Below are 13769 nucleotides of genomic sequence, written 5' to 3'. Positions count from 1 at the left end.
ACGTGAAACTGGCATAGGCGATACAGAATACCTTTTCCCTTAAAATGGGGGTTCTACTGCGTAACATTTTAAAATCAGTACCTATAAAAGAACAGGGTGCGGGAGGTCATTACTGGCTTCCTGCGCCCTGTTCTTTTTGTGTCTGACTGTCTTTATCCTGCATTTCCGGCTTCGGCTGTAATTCTTTTTCTATCCGGTTCCGGTAATGGGTTTTCCTGCGGTAAAAATATTTTGTTACTTCCTGTTCCGGCAGCCATATCCCCGCAGCTTCTATCCGTTCCATAACAGCGGCAACGATTTCCCGGTTGTTGTACTTATGCGGCTCCTGTCCCTTTTCTATCCAAAGACGGCGGTATTCCTCATAAAGCCATGTACTGATAGTTTCTTTCTGCCGTTGCTTCAAATGCCGGAACTGCTTATCTGTCCGCAGCAGCTTCCCGTCTACCTTTTTATGATTTTTTGTCCCGATTTCTTTTTTCCTCTCTTTCCATTTCTTCAAGGGGAAACTGGGGGAGGGCTTCTATCAGCTTCATTGTGATATACTGGCGCATATCTTCATCAATTTCCAGTTTGAATGTTCCGTCCGGCTGACGTTTCTTTACAGTTGCCTGCCTGTCGATTTCGTCCTTGTAGCACATAAGCACCTTTTCCACCGCCCATGTTTCTCCGGTAACGGCGGCGCTTATGGTTTCATAATCGGGTATCGTTTGGTCTGCCATGTTTTCACGCTCCTGTCTATATTGGAATACCTTTATCCTACCACGCTTTTATAGATATTTCTACTGTAAGCGTTCGGTTTCCCTGCCCCGTTCCGGTTCTTTTTCCAGTCTTAAAATACTGTCTATGTTCTGTTTGATAACGTCGTATTCCTTGACCTGTTTTTTCAGCTTGCCATAATCAGTGTAAAGGGCTTCTTTCTGCGCTTGGAGCTTCCCGTATTCTTCCTGCATGGCGGCAAGATTGGGGAGCTTGGTAACGCCCGCCGCTTTCAATGCCTTTGCCGCCGCTTCATGGAGTATCAGACTGCTTTCCTGCTTTGCCCGGTATGTGTCCTTATCCTTTGCCCTGCGGTATGCTTCATAGACGGTTTTTGTTTTTTGGTAGGTGGTAACGTGCTTCATCAGCACCGCCATGTCTGCAAGACGTTTCTCCACGCTCTTTAATGCGTCTGCTGTCTTTTCATTTTCCGCATTTATTTCTTCAATCCGGCTGACTAAATCCGCGTACTGCTCAATCTTGTGTTCTGTCAAGAAATTCATAGTTTTTGCAGCCAGTTTCAGATTATGGATTTTCGCCCACTGTTCATAGCCCCGGCTCTCTTGTGCCTTGATACTACTTTCAATGTCGATAAGCAGCGATACGCCGCGCTGCTCTTTGGGAGCTTTCGCTGCCTTTGTGCGCTTGCCTGCAATCCGTTCTTTGATTGCTTCCTCTGTATAATCTGCACCGAGGGTTTTTAAGCGGGTAAAGCGTTCCTGTCCGGGAGCGCGGCAGGAGATATATTTTCCCGGTTTTATCTCATAGCCCGCCGCCTGTAACCGCTGCAATAATTCTTCAAAACTTGCTACTTGGGGGATAAGTGTATCAACGGCAATTTTTAGCTTGCCTTTCCAACTTGTTCCCGTCTTTTCCGCTTGATATTCTGCATAGCTTTTTCCCTTACTGCCTTTACCCGGAATGACAACGGACAGCCCGTTTTCCCTGCACAGCTTATCACTTATGTTCCGTATGCCGTAGTAACTGCGCCTATTGGAATTGTACTTATGGTAGTCAACAAAGTTGACCGCACAAAAAATGATATGGTTATGGATATGCCCTTTGTCTATGTGGGTAGTCAAGACGTATTCATGCTGTCCCTTTGTTACCGCGTCGGCAAGCTGTTTTCCGATTGTGTGGGCTTTCTCACAGTCCACCTCTCCCGGTTCAAACGATTGTATCAGATGAAAGGCTAAGTTGTTCCCTTTCTGCCGAGCCTGCGACAAAGTATATTCAAACTCAATATCTGCCGTTTCATAGCTGCACCCAAAGGAGGACACAAGCGTTTTCCCGTCTGTCTTATCCGGGTTTTGGATATAACCAAGGGCTTTGCTCAACGTGCTTTTAATAGGCTTAATCTTTGTAACCGCCATATCTCCGCAAGCACCCCCTTTATTTCCTCTATGTCCTCTTGGTAGACGCTGCCTGTCGCATTGACACGCTTTGCAATCTGATTGACGTTGACCCCGATTTTCTGTATCTCCGCTGTCATGGCTTTTATGTCGCTATGGTCTGTCTGAATGATATACCCGTCAATGGCAATCTTGCGAAGATACGCCGCCATATTTTGGGTAGGGACGAGCTTCATTTTCTGTTCAATCAATGCCCGTTCTTCCTCTGTTACATAGAATTTGATTTGTACTTTTCTTTTGCGTCCGTTCATGCAATCGTTCCTTTCCATTCCGAGGGTTTGGGACACTTCCCAACAAGCAATTTTTAACCGACGCACCGCAGGGCGGGAGGGCGAAAATACGGAAAAGGGTACTCTTTTCCTATGCTTGCTAAGAAACTTTCTCCCTTTATCCCTACTACATGGAAAATTTGATTTTGCCAAAGCAGGACAAAAGAAAAACGTCGCAAACTGCGACGTTTCAAACTGCTTTCTCTATGAAGAAACGAGGGAACTTTATTCCCCCGTTGTTTCGTTGTTGGCTTCCTCAATCCCTTTTGCGGTAGCAGACAGGATTTTCAAATCCTTTTCGCTCATGCCGTCGAGCATGGTATCAAGCTGACGGCGGCGGGTGGACTTTTCCTGTTCCCGTTCCGGGAAAAAGAACTGGTCTACCGATACGTCAAGCAAGGTTACAAGCTCATACAAAATCTGCAAACTTGGGTGCTGTCCGCTGTTCTCAATGGACGCGATATATCGCGGCGCAATGTTCAGCTTATCCGCTAACTGATTGCGGGAAATCCCCTTTGCTTTTCTTGCCGCTTTTATAGCCTGTCCGAAAGCCTTAAAATCAAACTTTTCTTTGTTCTGCTTCATAATCATTTCACCCAACTACATTGTATATTTCATCTCTCTTTCGAGATATGATTACACACATCATAGTATGGATAGAAATAGAGCATATCATACACTTGCTATTATTCGGTTATCCGATTATAATTATATTGATAAAGTTTGAGGAAAGGGCGGTTGAACTATGGAATATATGTCTTGTCCAGAAGCAGCGGAAAAATGGGGCATTTCTGAACGGCGAGTACAGATACTTTGTAAACAGAACAGAATACCGGGAGTTTCAAAAATCGGTTATATGTGGTTGATACCCAAAGCGGCAGAGAAGCCTACTGATGGACGTAGGAAAGGGAATAAAAAATAGATAATTCCTTACGTAAAACCTTACATCAAATGTAAGTGTTACATTGAGTTATTACGCAGTAAAATTATAACTGGTAAACAATCAACAATCCACAAGGCGAGGTGTAAAAATGAATTATACAGAAAAACTCTTGGAAGTGTGCGACTTGCATAAAGTTTACACAAAAGATGGTGTCCCCACAAAGGCTCTAAATGGGATTTCATTTAATGTTCTCAATGGTGAATATTTGGGTATTATGGGTGCAAGTGGTTCCGGTAAAACTACATTATTAAATTGTATTGCGACGGTAATTAAACCAACTTCAGGTCAAATTTTACTTTCAGGTGCCAATATAAGCTCTTTTGATGGCACGAAGTTGGCTGAATATCGTGGCAACAAGATTGGTTATCTATTTCAAGATTTTGCTTTACTTGATAATCTAACTGGTAAAGAAAATATTATATTGCCTTTATCAATTCATAATATTGACATTGTTACAGCGGAAAAAAAGCTAAAAGATATAGCAGATTTTCTTGGAATTACAGACGTTCTTTCTAAATTTCCGTCACAAATGTCGGGCGGTCAAAAACAACGCGTAGCTGCTGCACGTAGTTTGATTTCTGACCCCGATATTATTTTGGCTGATGAACCTACAGGTGCATTAGATACAAAATCAGCACGTTTACTCATGGAGAAGTTACAGGAAATCAATCTTAGGCGTGGACGCACAATCCTAATGGTCACGCATGACCCTAACGCCGCGAGTTTCTGTTCTCGTATTTTGTTCATTCAAGACGGTGTTATTTTCCATGAGTTACGTCGTAAAATTCCAAATGAAACACAGGAAGATTTTTATGCACGTATTTTACAAGTGATGGCTCAAATGGGGGGAGGAAGTGCAAATGTTCTTTAATCTCACATGGCGAAACGCCAAACGGAGCCGTAGCGAAAACCTAATTTATTTTCTGACAATGATAACAGCCGTAGCAATGTTTTATATAGTGCTTTCTCTTGGACAACAGGACGTAATACGTTTTTTAAGTGAAATTGAGAGCGACGCAGTAGAACGGTTGCTTACTAATCTTTTACCGACGGTTTATCTTTGTGCTTTATTATTTGTGTTCTTTCTCGTAGTATTTGCAAACAAATATCAACTTGAATGTCGTAGTCGAGAACTGGGGCTTTATTTGATGTTTGGAATGACAAAGATTAAATTATTTATTCAAATAATGACAGAGGGGCTAATCACGTCGTTTTTAGCTCTTTTAGGAGGGCTTGTATGCGGTGGCTTTTTATCCGAAGCTATAAGTCTTACAACCGCGCGTTTAGTAGGGCATGGTATCATTACACACCAATTAAGTTTTTCTGTAAGTGCCGCTATTTTCACATCGTTAGGCTTCTTGATTATTCAGTTTGTAGCATTGTTTGTTCTATGCGGAAAGCTGTTCCGTAAAGAGCTACATCAACTTGTTTATGGAGAGATGGCGAAAAAGCAACGCACAGGGAATCCATATGTAAGTTTCGTATCGTTTGCTATAGGCACCGTAATTTTGCTTGTCGCGTACTGGATTGTTGTAGAGCATTTTATGGCTGCGAGTGGGGCAATGCTGCTTATTGCCGTTTTACTTGGAATTATCGGAACAATTCTATTTATTCGAGGACTTGCAAGAATTTTGAGTATATGGGCAGCTTCTATAAAACACAAAGCCACAAGAGGACTTTATGTATTTACTTTACGGCAGTTGCATGAAAATGTCGTTAATAAATATATTTCAATCAGCGTAGCGTCCATTCTGATGATGCTTACTATTATGTTAATTACCGACGGCTCAGTGCGCATAATGTCATATGGAAGTGAATTGACACGAGGTACTTCTGTTTATGACTTTACTGTAATGGGCAACGACCAAATTGTTGAGAAGTATCTTTCCAACGAACAAATTCGTCCTTATGTATCAAATCTGAACCGTATGGAAATAGGAAATATAAAATCCACTGCTTCGGATGGGATAAGTTCTCCTGTTGATTGGTCGAAATTTAGGAAACAAATCGTGCAGCATTTACCTCAAGATGTAGTAGACCCTGCCACACAAGAAGATGGTATGTATAGTTTTGGCTCCGACCAACCTGCTGCCTTAAACCTTTTAGGTCTTATTGATACTGGTAGTTCTTCTCCTTATTTGCTTCCTGTATCTTCCTATAATCGGTTATTGGATGCCGCGGGAGAAGAACAGATTAGCCTTGGGAACAATGAAGTTGTCTATTATCTCAACCCAGATTTTTTAGGTAATGCTCAAGATGAAACGGTTACACTGTTAAATCAAATTGCAGCAGACGCACAGGCGAATAATGAAGCGTCGCTTTCTATCAACGAAAGACCATTTTATCTTGTTCCCTCCGTACCGATGAAAGGGTTGACCGCAGATGAAAATATCAAGATTATAACTGCATTGATTGTTTCAGATGAGATATATTCAGAATTTGTAAATTCAGACACTTGTATGGTTTATTGGAACTTTTGTATTCCTAATGAACTTGTTGAAACAAAAGGTTTAATGTTACCGATTATGGAAGCTCGTGATTTGTTAAAACCATCTGGTCTATATTACGAAAGCTATCTTAATAATTTTGGGCGACAATTATTTTATGTTATTTCCGGAAGTTATACAACACTATACATGGGATTTATGTTTTTGATTATTGCGTGTGCATTACTTGCCCTGCAATTCTTGACGCAAATGCAAACTACAAAATCAAGGTATCTAACACTCTCTATTTTAGGAGCACGACGTGAACAAATTAAGCGTTCTATCAACCAACAAGTATTATGGTATTTCCTGCTTCCTCTTATATTAGCGTGTATCAGCGGAGCAGTAGGGATATATGCCATGCAGCTATATTTATATTCAGGAGCGGCACACCTTGAACAGTCCTATCCTCTTTTAATTGCTATGGCTGTTATTGTTGTTCTTGTTATGGTAATTTACGGTGTGGCTGTTGCTCGAACAGCTAATCGTGAAATAGGAAAGCTCAATTACAAGCCCAATTCTTAACAGGCTTATAAATATTATGGGAAAGGAGGCGGACATATTGGCAAAGATAGTTGTGGTTGAAGATGATGTTTATATGCGAGAAGAACTGTTGAACTTATTAGAAAAATCGGGATATGATACGATTGGATTATCGGATTTTGAAAACGCAGTATCAGAAATAGCAGCATATTTTCCCGACTTAATTTTGCTTGACATCAATCTTCCCTTTCGTTCGGGTTTTGAAATATGTAAAGAGTTGAAAGCTAAACAGATTGGTACGGTACTCGTATTGACTGCAAGAGATAAATTGCAGGACGAACTGCACGCATTAGACTTGGGGGCTGATGACTATTTAACAAAACCTTGTAATATGTCACGTTTACTTGCCCGAATTAAAAATCTTCTTCGACGTAAAGAAGAACAGGTACAGCAAGGGTTACTTGATGGAGGTGGTTTTTTACTTGACCCGAATACCTTTACAATTTATGTAGGGAATAGCTCTTACCTTATGCCACCGAACGAAGGAAAAATATTACTTGCTCTCTTGAAAAATAGCCCTAAGATTGTTTCTAAAAAAGAATTATGCATTAGACTATGGGGAACAGAAGAATTTATAGACGAAAATGCATTACAAGTAAATTTTACTCGGCTGCGAAAAACGCTTCGGGAGTTTGGGCTTGAAGAACGTATAGAAACGGTGCGAGGGCAAGGATACCGTTTGAAAGAGCAGGTGGACATATGAATAAATGGAAAAATCTTTTAATTGCTATTTCTTCTAATCGAATTTGGTTTATAACATTTATGTGTTTGGATTTGTTCTTTATATTCCTTGCTTGGTTGGCTTACCCGGAATATTTCACAAGCTATGTTGCCTTGATAATTTTTGTTTCATTGGCTGCACTTACTATACCGATTACTATATCAATCAAAAAAAGTAACAAAGCTGATGTTGTTTTTCATAGTTTTTTATTGGAACCAGATGATACTAATGAATACTTACTATGTGAAATTGTACCCGCGTTATTACGTCCCTATGTTCGTGAATTGGGACAGCATTTGAGAACACAGCAGGAATATGTGAACGAACAGAAAATAAAGATTTCGGACTATGAACAATATATTGAAAATTGGGCGCATGAAATTAAAAAGCCACTATCGCTTATGACATTGTTATTGGATAATCGAAAAAACGAAATGTCCCCTTTAGTGCATACTCGTATGCTTTACGTGCGTGACCATGCGCGGCAAGATGTTGAACAAATCCTTTATTTTTCTCGGCTTGGTGCTGTCCATAAAGATTATTATTTTGAACCACTATCTATTCTTAGGACTTGTCGAGAAGCAGTTGAGGATAATGTAACTCTGCTTGAAGAAGCCGGATTTTCTATTGAGTTTTTGGGGAATGAATATCAAATTATATCCGACAAAAAAGGGCTAATGTTTATTTTAGGACAGATTATTAGTAATAGTGTAAAATATGCTGAAAAAAAATCTTCTCCCTTTCTTCAATTCTCAATCAATGAAGCTTCACAAAGTGAAGAAATCATCTTATCTATTAACGATAATGGAATGAGCATACCCATATCGGATTTGCCATTTGTTTTTGATAAAGGTTTTACCGGCGATACAGGAAGTTATTTAAGCCGTTCTACAGGCATGGGGTTATACCTTGTTCAAAAAATGGCTAATGACCTAACTATAAAAGTGGAAATACAGACTAATTCTTATGGTGGAACAACCGTAACCTTGACGTTTCCAAAAGTGGAACGTCCTTTCTTTCGGGAGGTGTAGAAATGCAACAACAGAGTAACGTAACAAACGGACAAAAGCAAAATTCTATTTTGGTATTGTTACTGAACTGGATAATTATTTTAGGAGTGTACCTTTTAATTCGTATTGTATTTATTGTTTTAGGCTTTCATTTATATACACCCCTTTTAGGCGGTTTACTTGCTATTATACCGTATCTTTTAGGAACAATATATTTATGGAAATCCTGTAATCAATACAAAATTTGGTTTTATGTATTGGCTATTCTTCTACCATCTATCGTTGAAAAAATCACATTATATTTGTTTGGCTCGTTTTTATATAATTTAAGTCCGACAAACATTGTTGAAGTTATGGAAACTATTGGTAACAATATGCCATATGTTAACTTCATTAAAAGTCAATCTGCACAATATTTAATCAATATTTCATTTTTTAATTGGACGTACATTATATGTAGTATTGTATTTTCTCTTGCTTGTGTTTTGTTTTTGGTAAGGCGAAAAAAGTGACTGAATAACCACAGAGAATAAATTTAGATATTGCAAATATTATAACAAATGGATATAAAATAGACTAAATCTGCCGCGCGACGGCAAAAGAAAAAAAGCCGTCGTAAAGCAGACATATTTTCACGCGCCTTTGAAACGGTGGCTTATGGAAAAGCCGCCGTTTCTTTTTGCTTAAAGCACTTTGACACTCTCTATCCCATGCAATCAGCAGGGGCGGTATATTGGGAGGTTGTCATTGTGAAAAAAGGAAAGAATGAATACATACAGATAAGGAATACCTTATCAAAAAAAGCCCGCCTCCTACAAGGGGTTATTGCGGCTATATATATGAATTGTCAAATCATCTGAATACTTCTTTTAATTCCTCTGCGCCTGTCCGAGTTTTTTCGGGCGGGCGTATTTTGCGTTTACAGAAGATTTTTTCAAAAACTTTGTCCTCTTTTTGGCAAAGCAAAAAGTCGCCTGTATTATCCCGCGAAAAGGGGAGGTACTACCGCCTTTCGGCAGAAAGGAGGTGAACACCATGACACCTAATCGCAGGGAATTTGAAAAGCAATGTGCGTTTCAAAAGTTCTGTAAATCAGTGCTGCACAACGAAGCGTGCAACGCCCATGAAGAAATTCGTCGGCGCAGAGTTCGGGAGGTTACTTTTTCCAACCTTGCCTTGCATGAGGAACGGCAACTTTATACCGTCGATAAGTATTTTCAAGACGAAGAAGCAGAGCCGTCTTATCAAATGGCAGGAAAAGAAATAACCCCAAAACTGCTACTTGAAGCTATCCGGGCTTTGCCCGAAGAACGGCGCAAAATTATACTGCTGTATTACTTTGAGGGATTGACTGATATAGAAATCGGAAAGCAACTCAATATCTCAAGAAGTACGGTACAGTATCGCCGGACAAGCTCCTTTGAGCAGTTAAAAAAATATTTGGAGGAAAACGCTGATGAATGGATTGAATGGTAAACCGACCGAGTACCCGGAAAATGCCCTTGTTCCCTATCCCGTTATTTTGGCGGCGAGCAAAGGCGACCCGGACGCAATGAAGATTGTATTGCAGCATTTCAGCGGCTATATAGCAAGTCTTTCCATGCGGAAGCTCTATGATGAGCGAGGAAATGTTTATTTTGGAGTAGACGAAGAAATACGCGAAAGGCTGCAAGCAAAACTGATGAGGGCAATCCTCACATTTAGGGCTGAATAAACCAACGCGGTATTGGAACGCTTCTCCCTTTTCCGTTCCATATCGCAGAACAGCTCTCTGCTCTTTGACAAAGAAAGCGGCGCAATAGAACGGCGACGCAGTATAAGGCAAATCGGATACGTTCCTTTTGTGCCGAGCCATGCGGTGGGTACGCCATGACCTTTTTCTTAACCGAAAAGCGAGCGAGAAATACCACACCGTAAAGCAGGGATAGCACCCTGCGGGCGATAACGCACAGAATATATAATGATACTTCCTTACAGCCATAGTCCGAGCGTTAGAAGCGTCGCAGGCAATGGGTAGGGCTTCGGCAGACCGCCGGAGGGGTGCAAGTCCCATGAGGTTACGCTAATAGCCGTCCGATTAAAGCCTATGTTACACATTAACTTTTGACCCATTAAGAAAGGGGGACGACAAATTGAACAATAACGACGTGCCGATTTGGGAAAAGTACACTCTTACCATAGAAGAAGCGGCAAAATATTTCCGTATCGGAGAAAGCAAGCTGCGGAAACTGGCAGAAGAAAATCCCGTCCCGGACTGGGTAATGATGAACGGAAACCGTATTCAGATTAAGCGGAAGCAGTTTGAAAAAATGATTGATACGGTGGACGCAATCTGATAGTGAAATCGAGCCTTGAATGTGGTACAATGTAGTCAAGCATATCAAGGCTCTTTCCATTATGGAAAGGAGCATAACGATGTCGGAAAAAAGACGGGATAATAAAAATCGTATTCTCCGCACCGGAGAGAGCCAGAGAAAAGACGGGAGATATGCCTACAAATATATAGATACCTTTGGGAAACCGCAGTTTGTTTATTCTTGGAAGTTAGTGCCTACGGACAAAACCCCGGCAGGAAAGCGCGACGATATAGCGTTGAGGGAAAAAGAGAAAGAAATCCAAAAAGACCTTGACGACGGTATCGACCATATCGGAAAGAAAATGACTGTCTGCCAACTCTACGCAAAGCAGATACGCCACCGGGCAAATGTGCGGCATGGTACAAAGCAGGGGCGAAAACAGCTCATGCGGATTTTGCAGGAGGATAAACTTGGAGCCTGCCGGATTGAAAATGTGAAGCTCTCCGACGCAAAGGAATGGGCGTTACGCATGAAAGAAAAAGGTTACGGCTTCAAAACTATCAACAACCACAAGCGTTCCTTAAAGGCTGCCTTTTACACAGCCATACAGGACGATTGTATTCGTAAAAATCCGTTTGATTTCCAGTTGAACACAGTCCTTGAAGATGATACAGAACCAAAGGAACCTCTATCCCCTACGCAGGAAGCGGCTTTCTTGTCCTTTGTGCAGCATGATAAAGTCTATCAGAAATACTACGACGAGATTATCATACTGTTAGGGACAGGGCTTCGCATTTCGGAACTCTGCGGATTGACGGAAGCTGACATTGACTTAGACAAACAGCTTATCCATGTAGACCACCAACTTTTGAAGATTGCAGACGTGGGCTACTATGTGGAAACACCTAAGACGAAAAGCGGCAACCGGGTTATTCCTATGAGTGAAAAAGTGTTGGAAGCATTTCAGCGGGTGCTGAACAAACGGAAATATGCACAGCCTGTTATTTTGGAGGGCTACACAAAGTTTCTGTTCCTTAACCGGAACGGCTTGCCAAAAGTGGCGGTCAACTATGAAAGTATGTTCCGGGGGCTTGTAAGGAAATACAACAAAACGCAAAAGGTAGCATTGCCAAAGGTAATGACACCGCACACCTTACGCCACACATTCTGCACCACGTTAGCAAATGCAGGAATGAACCCAAAGGCATTACAGTACATCATGGGACATTCTAACATCAACATGACACTGAACTATTACGCGCATACGACTTCCGAAACGTCGATAACAGAAATGAAGCGGCTGATTGCATAAGTAGTAAACGGAGAATTTACTACTCCACATACTACTTTTGAACATCAAAACATACGGGGATATAAGAAGATTTGAGAATATCTTCCATAACGAAAAATGCCGGAAAAGCCTGTAACAATAGGCTATACCGGCATATAAGAACTTTTGAAAAGATAGTCAAAAATTACTTTGTGATTTTATAAAAATAGAAGCAAGATAAAAAATAGAAACAAGATATAAAAATAGAAGACAGAGAATTATAAAATGTTTTTGCATATTGTTATCTGTGGATAATAATGATTAAAAAAGGATTAGAGACATGAATTTCAAAGACTTAAAACAACTATGCCTGTCCCACGGTTTCACCAACGTGGTACCCCTGGCCTGCGATACCATTGAACTAAAGCCAGAAGTACGCCAGATGTGCGCCTCCGATTCCTGTCACAAATACAACAAATGCTGGAGCTGTCCGCCCGGCTGCGGAACCCTGGAGGAATGCGAACAAAGAGTAAGAAAGTATAAACTTGGAATCTTGGTACAGACAGTGGGACAGCTGGAGGATTCCATGGATGGGGAAGGTATGATGCGCACAGAAGCTATGCACAAAGCCTCCTTTTACAGCTTGGAAAAAGATCTGCGGAAATTTTACCCGAATATGCTTCCAATGGGCGCAGGCTGCTGCACAAAATGCAAAACCTGTACCTGTCCGGACGCTCCCTGCCGCTTTCCGGACCAGGCCTTTTCCTCAATGGAAGCCTATGGAATGCTGGTCATGCAGGTTTGTCAGGCAAACCACCTTGACTATTATTATGGTCCTGGAAAGATTGCGTATACCAGCTGTTATTTATTAAAGTGAAACTGGGAAGATGAAATGCAGGTGGTTAGATATTTCGCAAAGAAAAGTTGTATATGTGTCAAGTGAAGGAGTGTAAGCACAAAGAAATGAAAGTTTATATAGTATTTTACGATGCTTTGCTCTGAAATCCTGCATATGCATTAAGCTGTGAAATTATTCACAGTAAGATAGTATAATCGAATGAGAAAATAACAGAAGAGGAATTTCCCCCAATTGATATAAAATGAATTTGTAAAAAGCAAGTCCTTTTAGCGGAGGACTTGCAGCGGAGAGAACGAAACTGTTACAGCTTGCGGAGAAGATTGTGACAGAAAATTACAAGTTACTGGTCACGGAGTGAACAGTAGCAATTACAATTTCATATTGGAGGGAAAATGCCATGATTATTATTGGTGAGAAGCTGAACGGATCCATTCCGTCAGTTGCAAAAGCCATTGCTGAGAAGGATGCGGACCTGATCAGAGAAAGAGCCAGAATGCAGGCAGAAGCGGGAGCCACATTTCTGGACGTATGTGCCTCAGTAGAAGAGGCTGTAGAAGTAGAAACCTTGAAATGGATGATCGACCTTGTACAGGAAGTGACAGATACACCAATCTGTGTGGACAGTCCAAGTGCAAGATCCTGTGTGGCAGCCATTCCATTTTGTAAAAGACCGGGACTTATTAACTCTGTTTCCCTTGAAGGAGACAAAATTGACACGATTTTTCCAGTGATCGCAGACACAGACTGGGAGTGCGTAGCCCTTCTCTGCGATAACGATGGAATTCCGGATTCCGTAGAGCGTCGTATGAAAATTTTCTTCGGAATTATGGAAAAAGCGAAACAGTACGGCATTGCACCAAGCCGTTTACATATTGACCCACTGGTTGTAACCCTGGGAACAGACCAGACTGCGCTGACTGTATTTGCAGACTGCTGCAGAAGAATCAAATACGAATATCCGGAAATCCATATCACCAGTGGACTTTCCAACATTTCCTTCGGACTTCCGGTGAGAAAAAATATTAACCAGGCATTTATGGTTCTTGCTATGAATGCTGGTATGGATAGTGCCATCGTAGATCCGACCAACAAAAACATGATTGGTATGATCTATGCAACAAACGCACTTCTGGAGCGTGATGAATACTGCCTGCAGTATATTGATAAATTCGGAAACAAAGCATCCGAGGAAGCCGCTCAGCC

At 41.2% G+C, this 13769-nt stretch carries 16 protein-coding genes and 1 pseudogene; 12 read left to right on the top strand and 5 right to left on the bottom strand.

Annotated elements, in window-relative coordinates; genetic code table 11:
* Positions 1–109: 109 nt before the first annotated feature.
* The 5 genes from ACESTK_RS03465 to ACESTK_RS03445 all read right to left on the bottom strand — a co-directional run bounded on the left by ACESTK_RS03465 (position 110) and on the right by ACESTK_RS03445 (position 3022).
* Positions 110–403, bottom strand: a complete 294-nt coding sequence (locus ACESTK_RS03465; protein ID WP_025579757.1) for a hypothetical protein — start codon at positions 401–403, stop codon at positions 110–112.
* A gap of 46 nt (positions 404–449) precedes the next feature.
* Positions 450–719: a helix-turn-helix domain-containing protein gene (locus tag ACESTK_RS03460; RefSeq protein WP_015529202.1), complete on the bottom strand. Its 270-nt coding sequence runs from the start codon at positions 717–719 to the stop codon at positions 450–452.
* Positions 720–779: 60 nt separating this feature from the next.
* Positions 780–2129 (bottom strand): relaxase/mobilization nuclease domain-containing protein, encoded by a 1350-nt coding sequence (locus ACESTK_RS03455; RefSeq protein WP_118427419.1) that lies wholly within the window; start codon positions 2127–2129, stop codon positions 780–782.
* Entirely contained in the window at positions 2090–2419 is a 330-nt protein-coding gene (gene mobC / locus ACESTK_RS03450; protein ID WP_015529200.1) for a plasmid mobilization relaxosome protein MobC, read from the bottom strand. Before mobC ends, ACESTK_RS03455 begins: the two co-directional genes overlap by 40 nt.
* 243 nt (positions 2420–2662) lie before the next feature.
* A complete protein-coding gene (locus ACESTK_RS03445) occupies positions 2663–3022 on the bottom strand; it encodes a helix-turn-helix transcriptional regulator (protein ID WP_015529199.1) in 360 nt (119 codons plus the stop codon).
* Between the two features lie 160 nt (positions 3023–3182).
* Here ACESTK_RS03445 and ACESTK_RS03440 point away from each other — a divergent pair, with 160 nt between their 5' ends.
* The 12 genes and pseudogenes from ACESTK_RS03440 to ACESTK_RS03385 all read left to right on the top strand — a co-directional run.
* The gene (locus ACESTK_RS03440; protein ID WP_015529198.1) at positions 3183–3359 is read left to right on the top strand and encodes a helix-turn-helix domain-containing protein; all 177 of its coding nucleotides are present in this window, start codon (positions 3183–3185) and stop codon (positions 3357–3359) included.
* A 109-nt stretch (positions 3360–3468) separates the two neighbouring features.
* Positions 3469–4251 (top strand): ABC transporter ATP-binding protein, encoded by a 783-nt coding sequence (locus ACESTK_RS03435; protein ID WP_015529197.1) that lies wholly within the window; start codon positions 3469–3471, stop codon positions 4249–4251.
* Positions 4241–6391, top strand: a complete 2151-nt coding sequence (locus ACESTK_RS03430) for an ABC transporter permease (protein ID WP_015529196.1) — start codon at positions 4241–4243, stop codon at positions 6389–6391. Before ACESTK_RS03435 ends, ACESTK_RS03430 begins: the two co-directional genes overlap by 11 nt.
* Before the next feature lie 16 nt (positions 6392–6407).
* Positions 6408–7112, top strand: coding sequence for a response regulator transcription factor (locus ACESTK_RS03425; protein WP_054344404.1), 705 nt, complete (start codon positions 6408–6410; stop codon positions 7110–7112).
* Positions 7109–8161, top strand: a complete 1053-nt coding sequence (locus ACESTK_RS03420) for a sensor histidine kinase (protein WP_015529195.1) — start codon at positions 7109–7111, stop codon at positions 8159–8161. Before ACESTK_RS03425 ends, ACESTK_RS03420 begins: the two co-directional genes overlap by 4 nt.
* 2 nt (positions 8162–8163) lie before the next feature.
* Complete coding sequence (locus ACESTK_RS03415; RefSeq protein WP_015529194.1) at positions 8164–8652, top strand: hypothetical protein; 489 nt, start codon at positions 8164–8166, stop codon at positions 8650–8652.
* Positions 8653–9175: 523 nt separating this feature from the next.
* Complete coding sequence (locus ACESTK_RS03410) at positions 9176–9616, top strand: RNA polymerase sigma factor (RefSeq protein WP_015529193.1); 441 nt, start codon at positions 9176–9178, stop codon at positions 9614–9616.
* Complete coding sequence (locus ACESTK_RS03405; protein ID WP_006858660.1) at positions 9597–9854, top strand: helix-turn-helix domain-containing protein; 258 nt, start codon at positions 9597–9599, stop codon at positions 9852–9854. Before ACESTK_RS03410 ends, ACESTK_RS03405 begins: the two co-directional genes overlap by 20 nt.
* A 418-nt stretch (positions 9855–10272) precedes the next feature.
* Positions 10273–10476: an excisionase gene (locus ACESTK_RS03400; protein ID WP_009905235.1), complete on the top strand. Its 204-nt coding sequence runs from the start codon at positions 10273–10275 to the stop codon at positions 10474–10476.
* 79 nt (positions 10477–10555) lie between these two features.
* Positions 10556–11749, top strand: coding sequence for a site-specific integrase (locus tag ACESTK_RS03395; protein WP_107571888.1), 1194 nt, complete (start codon positions 10556–10558; stop codon positions 11747–11749).
* 298 nt (positions 11750–12047) lie between these two features.
* Complete coding sequence (locus ACESTK_RS03390; RefSeq protein ID WP_118577585.1) at positions 12048–12584, top strand: DUF2284 domain-containing protein; 537 nt, start codon at positions 12048–12050, stop codon at positions 12582–12584.
* Positions 12585–12963: 379 nt separating this feature from the next.
* Positions 12964–13746: pseudogene (locus tag ACESTK_RS03385) on the top strand (methyltetrahydrofolate cobalamin methyltransferase); the annotation flags it as partial.
* Between the last annotated feature and the right edge of the window lie 23 nt (positions 13747–13769).

The sequence above is a fragment of the Ruminococcus sp. Marseille-P328 genome (assembly GCF_964249465.1).
GTDB classification, from domain to species: Bacteria; Bacillota; Clostridia; order Lachnospirales; family Lachnospiraceae; genus Blautia_A; species Blautia_A faecis.
The sequence above is the reverse complement of the archived record's forward strand: the minus strand, read 5'-3'. Positions and strand labels throughout refer to the sequence as shown.